This is a genomic window from Parasaccharibacter sp. TMW 2.1884 (assembly GCF_023337695.1).
GTDB lineage: Bacteria > Pseudomonadota > Alphaproteobacteria > Acetobacterales > Acetobacteraceae > Bombella > Bombella apis.
In genome coordinates, this window is the sequence record NZ_QORR01000003.1 from 1 (window position 1) to 16,875 (window position 16,875).

The following is a 16,875-nucleotide window of genomic DNA, read 5'->3' on the forward strand; positions in this document are numbered from 1 at the left end:
CAGGTCCCCTCGCTCACCCACCCCCATAAAAACCACCCACCAACGCGGGGTGGAGCAGCCCGGTAGCTCGTCAGGCTCATAACCTGAAGGTCGTAGGTTCAAATCCTACCCCCGCATCCATACCCACGAATACTCCCAAACAAGTTGATACGGAACCATCGGCATATTGCTTGTTAACAGTAGAGCTATGTTGTGGGGAAGCGTGCCTGCAGAGCTCTACAAATGGGCTCATGAATGGTTTGGGTGGATTGTTCGGGCAATTTTCTGCCCAGCAAGCGCTCTCAATGCCTGACCCGGGAGTGTTGGCCAGGAAGGTGATATCCCAGATTACGTTTGGATTTGGGTTCTGGGTTACCCTATTGGCAGCAGTGGCGCTTGTCATTATGCGCATATAAGGGCCATTCAACGCCATTTGAGAGAAGTGTAAGCTTTTCTGAGGTAGGCTGTCGGATAAGATTATCATCAAGAATAATGGTTTTGAAATGGTCGGGCGTATAAAGCTTCTCGGGAGGAGCTGAACAGAGCGCTGGGACACTGTCCTTTTATCAAGAACGAATTGCAGCAGTTTTGCCATGTTCTTCAAATAGGTGGACGTCAATATGGTGAGCTTTGCTGACTAGCGGTCCTTTTTGCCATGATGGGGCCAGAGACGGAGAGATAGTGCCAGCCTCATTCAAGCTTAAGATACTGTGCATCGATCTGCGTAGGTCTGGAACTAAAATAGTTAACGCTTGGCAGCTTGTTCCTGTCATCAAGGAACTGAATGAAATGGGATTTCAGGATTAGGCCGCAGACCGAAACAGTGGGTTTTTCTTGTGATCCATGGCCTATCTCCTTTTGGAAAACCATGAACAGTGTCAGCCGTTCTAACTAGATTGAACCGTGTCGTGTATGAAATCTTCCCTTAGGGAAGATGCTGTTCGGTTATTCTTTTCACCATCATTTCTGGAAAATGCTTTTCCTGTCAGGGATCGGATTGGAACTCTAAGGCGTATTCTTCTTTTGCCTTGAAGGCTCCGTTGAAAACAGGGATATCGCCATAGATTGCGCTTCGGTGCCAGCCAATGTCATGGCTGTGTAGCCGAAAAACTGTGTCTTTTTCATGTCCAGGCTTTCGTAACTTTCGGCCAGTGGGCTGCTTGGTTGCCCAAATCAGAGTTGCCTAGGGAGATACTCTCTCCGTGTTCTTTCTGAATATGGAGGAACGGTATGAAAGGGGGGCACCGGCTTCCGTCGCAAGGATGCCCTCGCCGTAGTGGGTTGTCACTGTTCTTCATTCTTTCAGACTTGTCCAGAGAATTTCTCTCAAGTGTCTGATTCTGTATTCAACCTTCTTTTTAAGTCAAAATATAAAATTTTGTGTTAACATAAAACAATGATAGCATGAGGCTGTGCCTGATATTTCAGGAACATTAAAGAAGGATTTCAGAGTATGCGTCGTTCTATTTTTGCGATAACAGCATGTGCCGTTTTTGCGTTTTCGACACAGAGTAGTTATGCAGGATTCTTGAGTGATATCGAAAATGCAGGGACTGCATCCAACGGTGCCGCCATTGGAGGAGTTGCCGGGGGAAAGAAAGGTGCCTTGATTGGTGCCGGTGCTGGCCTGGCCTTTCAGACGTTGCATGCTCAAGCCAAGGGAAATAATGAGCAGCAGAAGGCTGTGGAAAATGGTTTGAACGCTGAAATTGCCACGACCAAGAAAAAGCTGCGTATCGCTCAGGCGAATGTGCAGAAAGCCCAGAAGGCTTATGATGAAGCAGTCGCCAAGAAAAATGGTCTTGAAGGCGATGCTGCGAAAGCCCAGGATCAGGTTATTGCTCGTAAAAATGCTGTTTTGGAAAATGAGAAGCAGCGTGTAGCGGAATATAAGGCAATGGCTAACAAACTGCAGCAGACCAAGAGCGATGCGCTTGCAAAGTCTAATGCTCAGAATAATGGCGATTAATATTTGAAATTATATATCTTGAAGGGAGCATATATTTATATGCTCCCTTTCTTGATAGAACGCCTAGTATATTATTTTTACTAGGCGTTTTTCTGTATGAAAGGGGGTATGTTATGATTGTTAAGGTCTCAAAGAGACGCTCATTGTATGTGTCTCTCTCAACAGCATCTCTTATGCTGTTTTTGGCTGGTTGCTCAGCAGCAGATTGTGACCCGAATAAACAGGATGAAATGTTTACCCAGATGGCTTGTTCGTTTGGGGGAGGCTACCAGAAAAGAACAAAGGCTTTGACAAATGAGCGTAGCGTGCAGGAACAGGCTGTTCAGATACAAGATGCTCATCTAATGTCCATCAATCAGCAGATTGCCGTACTACGTCAGGAAATGGCGCAGCTACAACAGAAGATTGCTAAGGAAAAAGCGCAGCGTGATGATCTTCTTAGACAGGAAGCTTCCCTGCAGCAGCAGTATGATCAGGCAAAAGCTGATGGCGATTCCGATAAAATGAAAGAGTTGATTGAAAAAATCAGGAATGTGTCTCAGATAAAGAGTCATTTCGATTATAGCATTAAAATAGATAATGCAGCATATGCTTCTAAAGTTGACGAACTCAACAAGAAATCTGCTGAAACTCATTCACTTTAAAATATTTTAAATTGTTTTTGCTAGTTTTATGGAAGCACAGGGATATGAAGTATCCCTGTGCTTTTTCCTTATCTGTTATAATAATGCATATGAGCCGCCTGTTCTATTTTTGCAATAATATCCCGCTCAGCATCGAGGGATTTACCGGAGGATATGTCTTTTGTATTTTGTATGGCTATGTCTAGCCAGTCGAGGCGCCTGGAAAGGGGAAGGTCTTTATAATTATTTTTGAGATTGTTTACTATGATGGTCTTGGCATCCTCCAGACGGGTATCCCTTTGGCTATTACGGGATACTGTTTTTAACAGGCCGAGGTAAGCGTTCACTGTATCATCAAGCGAAACCTGTTCTGTCGAGATGGAGGTTTTATAGATGCTCAGATTGGGGTTACGGGCATTGTCAGGATCATTGACGAAAGCCGTATAATTGACAATGTCAATCCTGTTCGAGGCGATCTGCTTGCTGAGTGTCAACAGAGTAGTCAGGTTGGCGACAGCGCTATCCAGGTCAGCTTGGTTACGTTCTGCATTGGCCTGATTTTGTGCCTCCCGTGCAGCCTCCATAGCCTGGTTCAATTGGGTAAGACGGGCTTGTAGCTCAGCTTTGTTCTGGTCACTTTGGCTCAGGGCAGACTGAAGGTTTTTGAGAGCATCATTTTCGTTGGCATGCTCTTCTTTGACTTTGCTGGTATCAGCGTTGGCAGCATCATTGACCAGCGCAGCGAACCCTTTTTGTGCTTTCAAAGCTTCCTGTAGGCTATTCATTGTCATGGCACCGATGACAACACGGAACCCGACCTCAGGAGCACGCTTTGCGTCTCCATTGTCGTCATAAGGGGCAAATTCCGCACGATAAGCGCTGGAAATGTCTCTGGCGGAATTCAGGACACTGCCTCCGAAAACTTGCGTCCCGCCTGTAAGTCCCTGGTTCCAGTAATGCAGGTAAGCCCTCATCTGGTAGGGTGTAAGAACCATCTCACTGACATTGCCGACTATATCGTACAGGGAGAGGGGATTGGCTATATTGAGTGATCCAATCGGTTTGGGGATGACGCCATGATCGGTAGAAATCCCCTGACTGCTGCCAACAATGCAATCATCAATCTGATTCTGGCAATCGCTGCCCGGTTGTGGCCAAGGGGCAGGTTGTGTGTTCAGGGAACTGTTCTTGATCCCTCCACTAGCGGCAAAAACCCATTCAGCATCAGTTGGCAGGCGAATAAAGCCGGGCTTGTCTCCTCGCTTCGGTAGACGGTCAGGAGCATTCTTCATGAGCCAGCTCGTCCATTTCTCTGCAAACTGCTGTGCTTCCAGGAAGGAGATATTGCTGGCAGGAAAATTCCTGCGCTGAGGGGGAGGAGCCCCCTGACCTTCCATGACAAGTTTATATTGCGCCGCGGTTACCTCATATTTTCCGATATAGTAGACAGGATGCTGATTTTTATCAGTAAAGGGAGCGGCAAGATTGGCTTCATGTATGAAAAGGTTATAGCCATTGCTATGGGAGGCCTGAGTACTTTTCAAATCCATGGCCTGGCCAATTGTGATCCGCCGGTTTGCCATGAAAGCGGCATCTCCTGTGCTGGCTGATGTAGGTTGTACTTCAACACGGCGAAAAACCATGGCCCCTCCGCAGGGCATGGGAAGAACCAGTTCCTCGGCATCGGAATCTGGTGAAGGCTTGGGGTCATAGATGGCTTTGTTCCAGCTGATCTGTGCTGGAGTGGAGGTTGTGCACTGTGCCCGTGCTGTGTGGCTGGAGAGACCTGTACAGAGCAGGGCTGACAAGACAAAGACGGGCGCTGATGGGCGAAGTTGGGCCATGATGCGCAGGGATGGTTTTCGGAATGCTAAAAATTCTGTTGCTGTAGTGAAATGTAAATAAGACATTGGTGGTCCTTTGCTTATAAAGGCATGTCAATCATGATGACAGGCTGTCAGGAGTTGCATATGCCTTGCCATGGTGAAACCCGGTGCAGGGAGCGTGTTGTTGCCCAGGCCATGATGGTCGATCCTGGGATGATATAAGCAACTAGCTGCAAGGCAAAGGCGATTGTAATATTTATGGAGGATGCTGACGTTTCGTCTTGTAGAAACGTGTTGTGAAGTATGCGATTCATGGGCCAGCTTAATCCCCAGGCTATGCAAAAGGCGAGGCAGGTTCCTCCAGTGGCCAGGAGAATGGTCTGCACGACAGGGATGATACGAGCGTTATTCAGTCCAAGAAATGTCAGGCTTGCGAGATGGAATTTCTTTCGTTCAGTTTCCGCTGCAATGGCCGTACCCAAAGTAACGGCAAAGCCTATGGCCCCGATATAAGCCATGAGATGAAAAAGATGTGTTGTTTGCTGATTGATATTAAGAATGGTTTTAACACGGGGAAGCTCGCTGGTTATGCTTAACCCCTGATGTGTCAGATCTCTGTCCAATGTGATGACGTCAGATAGTGAACGCGCATAAAGTCTGAAGCCGGGCCATGTTGCCTTTGGTGTACGTGCTTTCAGGAAATCAGCTGCTTTTTGTTCGCCCAGGGTCAGAGCTTCCTGCCAGGAGGAGAGGTTGGTGTTCTCGCGCCATTCTTCGGCGGCTTGCGCTACAGGAAGTGACACGAATAGCTGGAAGCGGGATGTAACGGTCTCGTCTGCGATAGCAGCAACGTTTAATTGTATGCGAGCCATTTTTGCAGCGCCTGCGGCATGTCGGTCAATGAGCATGACGAAGGTGTCCCCGGGTTGAAGGTGCATGTGTTCTGCCAGATGGGCGGACATGACAACCGGGATATCTGGAGATGAAATCTGCGCATGTAATTTTGCCAGGCGCATTTCAATTCTCTTTCCCAGAAGAGGATCTCCGGGAGAGGATGGAAGAAGTTCGGCGTCTGTTCCCTCGAATACTGACGTTGTGTTGGTTGCCTGTAACCGTACGCTTGCGGCGAGTGTGCGTGTTTTGGGAAGGAGAAAGGTCACTCTCTTGTCGGTTCTCAAGGCCTCCAGTTGTTGTTCGGAGTAAGGATAATTTCGGGCGCTTGAAATTTCCAATGCCGAGGGGTCGTGCAGCAGAGTCTGTTGCATATGATCAACGAGACCTGCCTTCAATCCTGCAAGGAGCAACATGGGCAGCAGAGTACTGGCAAGACCACTTACAATACACAGGGCAAGTATTTTATTGGAAAAAAGGTCCCGCCAGGCTAGATGACAGGCAAGAAGAAGGTGACGAAAGTGCGTGTGACCCCGGGACGGCATGAGCGTTTCCTTTAGAGAAAGTTATATATGAAAATTGTTAATTGTGGATGATAGTTTTATTCCCTTTCATCTGAGCCTGAACCAGTGAAAATTCGGCCTTCTGTAGGGCGTCTATGTCATGACTTACTACAATGACGCCGGCGTTTTGTGTTTCTGCATAATTGCGTAGCAGATCTAGGACGATCGCAGCCTGGGAAGGGTGAAGGGGAGCTGTTGGTTCATCAGCCAGAAGGATAGGGGGTGTGTGAATTAAGGCACGTGCGATGGCAACACGCTGCCTTTGACCGACAGATAATTGAGAGGGCAGTTTTTCAAGGCAGGATATGATCCCGAGCCGCTCGGCAAGCATGTCGATGTGCTCAGCACTCTGCCCGGAGGGGGGAGTTTCCAGCACATTCAAAGCGAGGGCAATATTTTCGCGCGCTGTCAGGAACGGCAGAAGGCCGCCGGTTTGCGGAATGAAACCGACATGCTCGGCCCGTAATGTAGTGAATAGCCGTTCACGCTTGCGGTTTGTGGTGTGTGACCCGGGTGAAAGATAAGGGGCGAGCTGCCTCTCGAGCAAAGAGAGGCAGCGAACTTTTGTTGGAAGAAGGGCGAGCGAAAGTAGACCAAGCAGTGTACTTTTCCCGCATCCTGATGGTCCGATAACCCCGAGGCATGTTCTCTTGTGCAGTGTCAATGAGGGGATCTCGAGCGTAAAATCCCCCCCCGGTGCCTGCCAGGTCAAGGCTTCGGCGTGGAGAAGGGGGGGATCGGCAGGACAGCTTTCACTCTGAACCATGGTTGGGGCTGTGTTCAAGGCAAGTCATCCAACCCTACGGAATAAACTTTTTCATCCTCATCATTGCCCCCGTTGATGGAATGCCAGCCGTCCGTATCACTTTCATAAAGCTTGTAGCGTTCAATAAGCGCACGCAGGTCGCTGAGTATGGCGTCCTGTTCCCCGGCGCTCAGGCTATTCCAGCGCTCCTGGGTGAGTTGGGCAATCCGAGACCGATAGGGAAGGCCATTCAGATATTCCGGCAGCAGGCTGCCCAGTGTTCCATGGGCGGCATCGCCATCATGTGAGAGGGCATCCGGATTACGGGCCGAGGCTGCGAAGGCAAATTGCAGCCGCTGGAAAAATTGCTCGGGAGCCAGCTGGCTTTGTTCACCCTGGTCCAGAATGGTTTCAAGCGAAGAGGCGAGATTGCTCATTTCATTTCGCTTCATCAACAAATTGACGCGCAAGGCAGTTTTATTGCTGACAGGATCGGTGCTTGCAACATAGCCTTCGATCATGGGCGGAAGGCTGGCATTGTCACGTTGGCCTATGTAGCGCAGACGCATGGCCTGCTCTACAATGGCCATGCGGTCATTGGAGGGGCCCTCAGGTGTCGTTTGGCTGCCATGTTGACCGGAAATGTGACTTGCCTGAGTCAGAATCGCCTGTGTCAGTTGTCGGACAACGAGGTTGAAATCATTCGTCAGATTATCGGATGTACCATTACCGACGGGATAATAGAGACTGGACGTATTCGGGAATGCCGAGAGAGTTCGGTATTGCGCTTCTGCCCGGTCAGTATCGTTGAACTTTTTCCCGGCGGGTGTGTGAAGATGGATCACGAAGAGGGCAATATCGTGTTTTTCGGCCAAACGGTTGAGGTCGGTGATGCCAAGGTGGGTTGAACTTAGAGGGTTGTGTTCATCGCGGGCACCGGCATCGGTTACCAGAATGATATAGCGGCCTTGCATGGAGGACCAGTCAATATCCGTTATGGCAGTTTTCAGGCCAGCGATGGGGTCTTCGTCGAAGCCGAAGGAGGAGACATGTGCTTCGTTGACGGAAGCGATCTGACTGGTGATGGCATCGCTCGATTGGGTGAAATCGGGAGTTGCAAAAATTTTTGAGGCATATTCAAGTCTGGGATCATCCTTTCTGGACTGATCCCTGAAGCCTACAAGCCCGAAACGGAAATTGTGTCCCAGGGGAGCGTTGTTGATCTGTGAGACAATGTCATTGATGGCATTGCGAGTTTGCTCGATGTAAGGCTGCATGCTCTGTGTCGTATCAATGACAAAGACCAGACCTGCGCGGAATGGGGGTGCTGCGTCGCTTTTCTGTTCGTGGGGGGGAGGCAAGGTGGCCCCGGCGACGTGCATCAGCATGGCACCGGTATAATCGGGCTCGCTATTATGTGCGTCCAGGATGGGCAGCAGATAAAAATGTTTTTTCTGATCAATCCAGGCATCAGGTTCCAGTGCGGCAGCCTGGCTGTTGGGAGGCTGGTGATCTCCGGCGCTGAGGATGGCCCGGGCATCGGCGGCAGGGTCATTCCCATTCAGCAGATTCTCTTCGGCCTGCCGGGTGCTCATGAAGATGGCGCGCGATCGACCTGCCAGCGGAGCAAACTGGGCATTCAGGCGATGATTCCAGCTGAGTGTCTGGGATGCCTTGATCCAGCCATTGGGATGATCTTTCGTACTGCCAATCTGAAGTTTGTCATTCGCCCTGGCAAAGACGTAATAGGCCAGAAATCCTGGAGAAGGGGTGCCCTGTTCGGTGTGTTCATCTGGCGTGATGATGGCCCCAGGCTGTGTAAGTATTTGCTGATAAAGAGTGCCCCCTGCCCTTTGCAGCAAAGGAGCGGCAAAGCCGTGCTGCCCGGTGAGGGCGATTATTCCGCACAGGGTGGACCCCATCAGTCTTGTGATGATCCTGGCTTTTTTGGAAGAAAAGGAGAACAGCGTGCTGGCAGAAAGAAATGTTGGGGTCATCGTGCGTATTCCTGAAGGGTGAAAGCGGCCTCCTGGTCGCCATTTTCGGCTTTCTTGCGAAGGGCTGCGAGCAGGCTGTCCCGTTCACTGCGAACGTCCTGATTTCCTGCGAGAAGGGCCTCGCGGTAGTAGCGTGCTGCCTCCCGGGGATTGGGCTGAGGAATGGGGCCGTCGGTACGGAACCTGGCAGGATCATACAGCTCTCCCATTCTCTGGAGGGAGACCGGGTCATGTTTGGTTGCTGCATACCCAAGCAGCCGCAGTCCTGCGTCACCCTGGCCTGCACGGATACGTCGCCACCCCTCCTGACCAATGGCAGCCGGGGTGACCAGCTGCTTGACGGCATCTGCCGGACTCATGTTTTGGTAAGCAGGCGTTGCGAGAAAAGATGGTTTGTGAAACCAGAACCATCCTCCTGTCGTGGCAAGACAGAGTGCGATCACTGCCCCCCCTGCCGGGATGAGCAGTCCCTTCTTCCTGGAGGAGGAAGGCGTTTTATCCATCGCTTGCGTTGTCTCGGGTGCATCCTCCGGCTTTTTGTCTTCAGGCGTCCCGTCGGCAGGATGCTGGGTGGCCGTTGCATCAGGTGGTGGAAAAGGCACGGCTTCGGGGGGGGCGGCAGGAGGCGGAGAGAAGGCTGCCTGTTGTTGGGATTGCTCTTCTTCTGTCTCCGATGCCATTTGCAGGATTTGTGAAGCCGTCTGGGGCTGTCTGTTCGCAGGGAAGCCAACCCAGTCGATTTCTGCTTCTGTTATGCCGAGTGCCGGAATACTGACAGCGGAAGCGGCCAGCGGGTCAATGCAGGCTTCGGCCTGCTTGCGCGGAAGAAGGGCAATGACCATATGCCCGTCGTGCGAGATTATTGGGCAATCCGGCAGGAATGTGTCGTCAACCTGCACAGTGACGTTCTGTTGCGTCGAGACGTCACCCGATGCAATGACCAGGCCAAGAGTCATTTCTTCTTGTAATGGAATGGCTTTGTCGGCAAGGGTAATCTGATTCATCTGTTTATGTCTTTCCCGTTATCATGTGCATTGTCGAGCCTGCTCAGTGTCTCCAGGTACTGGCCCAGCTTGGCATTCTCCTCCACGTCATACTGCGGACCGGCTTCCCGGAAACGGGCCTTCAATGCGGTGACCCAGTCCAGGAGGAAAAGTACGCCGCTATTGCCTATGTTCGGAAGATCTGGATAGAGCTTCCCGGCTGGATCTGCGGGAAGAAGGAAGATTGGCATACCCGTTTTTTCACAAACCGGCCGGTTTGCTGGGGCGTCCTTTCTGTCAACGGGGGGATATCCGAGCCATGTCACAAAATTGCTGATGGTCTCGGCCGTAAGGATTCCAGGTTTTTCGCCATTCTGGACAAGCTTGCTGACATTTTTACATGTGTTGCGCAAAATGTTGGCAATGTCTCCAGCCAGATTGTTCGTTTCAGCCAACTTGAAAAGTTGTGCCAGGAAAGGCGAGAAGGCATCGTTGTTGACATGAAGCCAGTTTCGTTCCCTTTCGGTACTCATGTTGTCAGAAGAGAATTTTTCCCGGCAATGGTCTTCCCAATATTTTAGGATATGTGCGGCGAAACGGTCAAAATCATCTTCCTCTGGTGCAGCGTCAGCGGACACGTTTTTCTCGGCTGGAGAGGGGGAGAGGAGACTTTCAAGTAACTGAATTTCCTGGTGAGTGGTCTGCGGTTTGGTTTTGTTGAAGGCAATCCATTCCCGAGTAACAAGCTCTGCACTGAGGGAGAGTTGCTGGAGCAGTACGCCAAACCGTCCTTTCTGGGCGAGAGGGAGGCAGGTTGCCCTGATGAAATTATCCACGGAGCGCTCTGCTTCGGCGTGAACGGCTTCCTGCGAATTGTCAAAGTAGAATTTCTTCCCTGTCTCCTGCAGGTTCTGGAGTATTCTGCGCAGCTTCAGATACAGCTTGCTGGTCTTGATATCTTTTTCTGCGAGAGGAAGGAGACGCTCGGCAAGATAGCTGACACCGCCATCATTGGGCTTGAGTACGGCATCGAAGGCTTTGTCATGGTTCCTGATGTAGGTTCTGACTTTTGCTGAACTGTCGTACCCTGTTTTGAGGCTTGGCAGTCGGCTCTTGAAGCCAGGGAGCATGGTAGTTTCATTTTTCTGGGCATCGCGATCGTAGATCGTATCCCCATAGGTGGGGGAGCGCAGCCATTGGATGTTATTGAATATTGGCTGGGCGGGTTCCCACGCATTAAGCCAGGGAGAGTTTTTGAAATAATTGATGATAGAAGCGTCGAGCCGCGTGTCCCAGCGTTCAACTCCATCATCTGGCCGTCCTGGCGTGGAGGCTAATGCCGTGTCGAATTTGGTCAGGATGATAAATAAGGAGTTATCCTGGGTGCTGCGCTCTTCTGGCGTAGCGCCAATGGTCGTGTTGACCCAACCATCAATCATCGCCGGTAGGCTAACGACCTCCTGGTTACTGTCGCCAATACATAACAGGACAGATGTCAGGTCATTGTTGCTCTTATAGAGGTGGAACAGATAGTCGACCTTCCCGCGGAGAAAAAGCTCGGGGATGTTCGTGGCCTTGCTGAGTGATGGATATTCCCCACGGGATCGCGCTCCGGGGAAGTCAAGTAAATCGATCCGCTTTTTCTGGAACTCCCACCGTGCTGCCTTCAAGGGGAGAATAAGCTCTGAGATGAGGGCCGCTGCAACGTCACGCCCCATTCCAACCAGTTTTCCACTGGGGGATTTCAGGGCGGTATTCATGCTGGCTCCCGGACCCCACAGGGTTTCAACATTCAGTATGCTGCCATTATTGGGGGCGTTCAGGGCATCGGGATTACAAAAAGCCAGTTCATCCCTGTCGAGACTGAAGCGGGCTTTGAGCAGTTTGTGCGCATAATCGGTGAAAGGCGAGCTCGGACCACCCCATAATGGAGAAAGAGCTTTTATGGCTGTATCGAGATCAAATGAAGATATGTTCTCTGCGAGAAAAGCCCAATATTCATTATCAGTCCCGTCTGATGAAAATGGCGTATAGCTTTTTTCAGAGAGGAACGAGCTGTTAAAATAATCCTGCAATGCTTCAACATCATTTTTCGTAAAAAATGGGTCCTGCTGCGGATCGTTTTTTTCGCGTGGGATGATGTTTTTTATGGTTTCAAGTATGTCAGTGGTTTTAACAGCATCTTCGGTAAGCTTGAAGTCCCTGAAATAGGTATTCCCTAAAATACAGACCACATCTCTTGCCGAGAGCAGTTTGACGCAAATCGGTGTGTCCGCACCCACGTTTGTGGGGAGGGAGGGAGGGGTTACGGTAAAGCGGGAGACAAGACCGGAGGATTCCTTACCGCCTGGCGGGTTGATTTCCCTCAGAAAGTCCAGCTGGTGGTCAGTTGAAAAGTCGATGATGAGGGGGCCGGTCTCGGGAGAGGTCAGGGCGCCGGTCAGGAAGGATTTTCCCGCCTGGGAGGCTCCATAAACGGCAATTGTCTGGGGTGCATCAGCGGTGTGATCGATTGCCTGCGCAGCACGCAGGCAAGCACGCACCTCTCTCCCTTCCCTTGCATGAGGCTTGTTGTGCTCCATCCAGGCAGAAAGGGTTTCTGCAGTGGTGGCAAGTGCTGAAGATACGCGCTTCAGGGCGTCGGGAGATATGGCATCCATGGCGTAGACTTTCTTGGGGCGGTGAAGGAGGCTGGGAGATAGGGCGGATCAGACTGTTGATTGGTCTTGGATGGTTGTCAGGTGTATGGCGCCGGTGTCACGCCAGTGTCCCTGGGGGGTGAGGGTTGTCTGTAGTGTTGCGCTGATGAAGTCTCTGGCTGGCACTTTTATGGGAGGGCCATCATGAGTGGTGGGTTGGCCTTCAATTTCCGTGATGACCAGATTTTCACAGAGCTCTTTCCGTTCAGCTTCGCTGGTGGAGGGGGTTCTGGTGCGGGAGAGCGTAAGGGACAGGGGGCTGTTAAGGTCAATGCGCCGCTGCTGAAGGAAATCCCGTCCTGCGGATGTCAGGGCAAGATTGTAGAATGGACTGCTGGGAAAGTCCTTGTTGGGGAGCTGTTTTGTCCCGAGTATCATGCTGCCTTCGAATGTATCGATCTTTATTTCCAGCTTGTCTTCCGCTGTGACATTCGAGAGGTCGTAGGCGATAGGGGATCCGTTTTCCTCTTGAGGGTTGAAGAGACGGATGATTGTTCCTTCGTTGATTTTCATGTTGCCAATGAAATGCGCCGTTGATTTTTCATATCTGGTTTTGGAGGCCAATTTGAAATTGCCGATCTCCGCACGGCAAGCCTTCTTCCAGATGACGGCGCCCATCACGACAGTACTTTTGGGATCTCCAATCCGGTTGCTGCTGTCAGAGAAAGGATAGTCACCAGTAATCACATAGTTATGCATGGGAATGACACGCTGCGGAGCCACGGGCAGAGCGCTCAGGATCAGGCTGCAGACATGTGGCAGTTTGGAAGGTCTGCCGGAAAGCAGGAGGGCATCGCAGCCATAGGCCTGAACAATACTGCACAGTATCTGCAGGGGTTGGCCCAGCCTTCTGGTAATAATACCTTCCATGTCATCGGTTGTTACATGTATGCTGGCATCCAGAGGGTCGAAAATATCTTCGTTGGCAGCTTGCGTGTCATCGTTCTGGTCAAGAAATCTGGTCAGAGCGGAAGAGGAAGGCGTGCCGTGAATGGAAAGATGTTTTTTGAGGGCTGCCCTGAAATAATCACGTGTGCGTTCGGCGGCTTTCGGAGAAATCTGGTGAAGCTCGTGCAAGCGGCCTGTTATCAGCTCTCCTGAGAAGAACGTTTCCACATTTTCGTAGGCATTAATGATGCTCAGTGCGACAGGTTCAAGAATTGTGGAAATGAAAAGCTGTCGCTGCGTTGCCTCCTGAATGGTTGAGTCTGCGGCACCCAGTTTGAACAGGGTATTAAAAAAAGCTCGTGGCTCAGGAATATGATATGTTCTGAAATGATTCATGAAGGCCGTGATAATTGGCCCTGAAATTATGTCTTCAAGCAGGTCATCACCCGCAATGCGCAGACTCTCGCGGAAGAGCTGATGCGGGTGGAGCATTTCTTCATGTTTGTTGCGCCGATAATCGCACACCATGAGGTCTGTTGTCCCTCCGCCGATATCAAGGCTGGCGATGCGGAGGCGTTCTTTGCCATCGGAGGAGGCAGCATGGCCATAGAGATGGAAAAATTCGTCAACACTGCCGCCCATCTTGTTGTTTATTTCATTCTCCAACCAGACAAGCTGAGTGGCTGTTGCCTCATCTATGCTGCATTCAAGCTCAGGTGGCTGTGTGTAGGCGTCCCCAAATTGTTTCCATGTTTCCTGCTGCCTGGTGCTCTCCCAGGCCATGGTGAGGGCCGTCCGGGCACGTTTGGTAAGGATGCGGCGCTCAGCCAGAGGCATGCCGGGCGGGAAAGCCAGTACAAGGGAACGCAGCCGGCGTGGTGTCCGGCTTTGCTCGCGACTTTCGCGTTCCTGCGGGGAGTTCATGAAGGCTATGGCCTGCAGGATGAGCTCATTGAGCATGAGGATGGAAATCTCGCTTTTGGATAGCTGACAGACTTTCACCTTTCTGGCGGCTGTTATGTCCGGTCCCGCATTGGCACCATCGTATAGCTCTTCCTTCAAATCAGTGCTGAATGTTGTGATGCCCCGTTCGTTCTGCCGCATCAGGATTTCATGAAGTTTGCTTCGGAATGAGCCTGATACCCGTGGGTTTTGGGCGGGATGGGGGGGAATGGCTTCCGCGCTGGTGAGAGCATCATTGAAATACCATCCCTGAGATGTAGGAGTGCGATCCCAAAGGTAGCGTTTGGGGGAAGCGAGGCCGGAAAAGCCTTCGGTTCCTTCCCGGGCGGCCATCATTTCTTCGGCCTCTCCGCCTACCCGGACAGGAGAGGGCCAGAGGAATGCATCATCGCGCCCAGATTCCCGGGAAAGCCGGACATCTCCGAATGTTATGTTGCTGAATTCGATCCGGCTTGAGAAAAGCCCGGAATGGATGGTCTGTGGAGCACGCAAATCCCGGAGGCCAAGCACACGGCAGTTGCCGAACCGGCCATTTTTGGAGAGTGCCTGATCGGCGTTCTGCTCGATAAGGATACCGCTGCTTCTGGAGTTCCCCAGGTCCAGGACGAGATCGACATCGATTGGTTTTGTTGCATTGTCAACAAACTTGATGACAGGCAGGTCTTTATCGGCGGTAAGCCCCTGCAGCAAGGCCAGATAGGCAGCAAGAGCTGTAAGGCGGTGATCCAGATCTCCAGGCCGTGGAGGCGGCGGTGTATCATCATCAAAGGAAGGCAGATACGCTTTCACGCTCTCAGCCTGGGCGGCAAAGATGATATTCTGGACCCAGTGATTGACACTCAGCCAATCTTTGATCCTGGTGAGGGGGGGCAGTGCGTAGGTTGCTGCTCCGTTGTCATCCGGCTTGGGGCCGTTGTAGATGGGATTGCCTTCTGGGTCCTTGGAGGGGGTACGCTCCATCGTGGTATCGATGACAATTTCCATGAAGAATTGTTTTGTTGTCGAATCTTTTTTGAGACGACCACGAATCCAGTTGGAAGGGCCGCCCTGGAGGTCAACTATGTCTGTTGGATCTTCTGTGCTGGAAGGTCTCTTCTGGGAGTCACTATCGCTGAACGTGTTCAGCCAGGGCAGTGGAATCCAGCGTCCCTCAAAGAGTTTTGCAACGGTTCCTTCGAGGTTCAGGAAAATTTCTTCGCCTTCAACCCGTTTTCCTGCCGAGTTGCGAGTGATGACCAGAGTTTCCTGCTCTTTTGAGGCAGGGTTGGAGACAAGACTGAAGATATAGTCCTGTTCTACCCGCTCACGGAATGAAGCCAGGTCGAAATGAAGGGTAGTAAACTGCAACAGGCTGTCAGGAACGAGAAGAAGTTCTGTCATGATAAAAACCCAAAATCGGATAAGGAATGGACGGGTTTGGAAGGGAGTGCCTTTTACAACGAGGTAGCGGGAGGAGGAGAACTGCCGCCATCAGGCAAAGACTGCGTTCCTGGGTGGGGTGCATGATCCCCGTCGATTGGTGCCTGCGGGGCCTGATCGGGGGCAGGGGAAGGAGCCTGACCAGCACCCTGGTCCTGCGTACCGGCCGGGGGTTCGGGCAGGGTGAAATTGAAGCTCTGCCGGTCGTTATCGGTGCGGGCTTCTGCGTTGTATTCCTGGACGGGCTGCCCGTCTTCATAGACGGTCACATGGTATGGGACAGGCTCGCCATTGGAGCGCATGTGATAAGGGATGACCCTGATGCTGTACGTACCGGGCTGTGGACGGACCGGCCAGGTGATATGCTCGATGGGATGCTGTACGATGGGAGAGGTCGGCGTTCCCACGTTGGCGTCCACGTCCAGCACGCCTCCCTGTGATGCACGCTTGGAGAAGCTGATTTCCTGACCGGCAGGAGGTTGGACATGCAGGTCCAGGTCGCTGGGGTCGTTCCAGGCCAGAGAGATTTCCAGAGCTCCCTTGTTGCCTCCCCGGCTGCGTGCTGTCTGAAGGTCATTCATGGCAGTCTGTCTGTGTGGTGCGTCAAGGGGCACTGCTGTGTGAACAGGGGCGGCAGGGGGTGCCAAAGGAGTGTGGACAGGGAGCTGACCGTTACTGCAAGCACCTCCGATGGAGGAGGATACTCCATTAATGCTGCCAAGGCCGGGAGGGGCAGACAGGTGCCGTGCAGAAAAGAGCCCCATGAGCAAGGTGCCCAGAAGCCATAAGAGCAGGAGGAGGCCCAGCAGAACGAACCCCCACCGCCAGAAACGTCGCACCCAGAGCCCCAGGCCGATAAGAAGTGATGCAAGAAGCGCCCAGCCCAGCCCGACTCCCCACAAGGCAGGCCCCAGAGATGTGCTCAGGGCAAGGAGGAGGAGGAGAAAAAGGGGAAGACCGAATGTCAGGGCGGGGAACCAGTGCCAGGCCGGAAAGAGGGCCAGCCATCGTGTGTACCACACGCGGTACCATGGAAGGATGACAAGTCTTTCTTGCGTAAAAGTGTGGCTGCTGGTGAACCTCTGGGAGGTTCTTTGCTGACTGGTGGTCTGGTCATTGGATGCTGATGCATGGGGGGAAGAGGGCTGGGATGCCGGCTCTTCGGAAGTGGTTTTTTCTTCTGGTTCAGGGCGGGGCTCGGGGTCGGGCGCTGCTGGGGGAACGTCGGGAAGGGTTTTACCCTGCAGGTTGCCTTTGGCCAGCATGCCGGAAATTGCACGATGCCCCCAAGCCGTAAGAATGAGCCCATGGGGGTTATAATACAGGTTGT

10 protein-coding genes and 1 tRNA gene are annotated in these 16,875 nt (G+C 52.0%); 3 read left to right on the plus strand and 8 right to left on the minus strand.

Annotated features, from left to right (window positions below):
- The first annotated feature begins 43 nt into the window (after positions 1–43).
- The 3 genes from DTI93_RS05530 (at position 44) to DTI93_RS05540 (ending at position 2,592) form a co-directional block, all read left to right on the plus strand.
- A tRNA-Met gene (locus DTI93_RS05530) sits at positions 44–120 on the plus strand.
- 1,312 nt (positions 121–1,432) lie between these two features.
- Complete coding sequence (locus DTI93_RS05535) at positions 1,433–1,948, plus strand: hypothetical protein (RefSeq protein ID WP_146046929.1); 516 nt, start codon at positions 1,433–1,435, stop codon at positions 1,946–1,948.
- Between the two features lie 113 nt (positions 1,949–2,061).
- Entirely contained in the window at positions 2,062–2,592 is a 531-nt protein-coding gene (locus DTI93_RS05540) for a hypothetical protein (protein ID WP_143539960.1), read from the plus strand.
- Between the two features lie 68 nt (positions 2,593–2,660).
- On the opposite strand, the gene DTI93_RS05545 is transcribed toward DTI93_RS05540, so the two are convergent.
- From DTI93_RS05545 to DTI93_RS05580, 8 genes are read right to left on the minus strand one after another with little or no spacing between them, the layout of a single operon-like run.
- Complete coding sequence (locus DTI93_RS05545; RefSeq protein WP_081562553.1) at positions 2,661–4,481, minus strand: SUMF1/EgtB/PvdO family nonheme iron enzyme; 1,821 nt, start codon at positions 4,479–4,481, stop codon at positions 2,661–2,663.
- Between the two features lie 47 nt (positions 4,482–4,528).
- The gene (locus DTI93_RS05550; protein WP_043561880.1) at positions 4,529–5,833 is read right to left on the minus strand and encodes a hypothetical protein; all 1,305 of its coding nucleotides are present in this window, start codon (positions 5,831–5,833) and stop codon (positions 4,529–4,531) included.
- A gap of 37 nt (positions 5,834–5,870) precedes the next feature.
- Entirely contained in the window at positions 5,871–6,617 is a 747-nt protein-coding gene (locus DTI93_RS05555; protein WP_249079910.1) for an ABC transporter ATP-binding protein, read from the minus strand.
- A gap of 14 nt (positions 6,618–6,631) precedes the next feature.
- Positions 6,632–8,593, minus strand: coding sequence for a vWA domain-containing protein (locus tag DTI93_RS05560; RefSeq protein WP_052349235.1), 1,962 nt, complete (start codon positions 8,591–8,593; stop codon positions 6,632–6,634).
- Positions 8,590–9,597, minus strand: coding sequence for a hypothetical protein (locus tag DTI93_RS05565; protein WP_249079912.1), 1,008 nt, complete (start codon positions 9,595–9,597; stop codon positions 8,590–8,592). Before DTI93_RS05565 ends, DTI93_RS05560 begins: the two co-directional genes overlap by 4 nt.
- Positions 9,594–12,236: a virulence factor SrfC family protein gene (locus tag DTI93_RS05570; protein ID WP_249079913.1), complete on the minus strand. Its 2,643-nt coding sequence runs from the start codon at positions 12,234–12,236 to the stop codon at positions 9,594–9,596. The genes DTI93_RS05565 and DTI93_RS05570 overlap by 4 nt, the downstream gene beginning before the upstream one ends.
- Positions 12,237–12,284: 48 nt before the next feature.
- Positions 12,285–15,506 (minus strand): virulence factor SrfB, encoded by a 3,222-nt coding sequence (locus DTI93_RS05575; protein ID WP_249079915.1) that lies wholly within the window; start codon positions 15,504–15,506, stop codon positions 12,285–12,287.
- 53 nt (positions 15,507–15,559) lie between these two features.
- Complete coding sequence (locus DTI93_RS05580; RefSeq protein WP_143539963.1) at positions 15,560–16,126, minus strand: hypothetical protein; 567 nt, start codon at positions 16,124–16,126, stop codon at positions 15,560–15,562.
- Between the last annotated feature and the right edge of the window lie 749 nt (positions 16,127–16,875).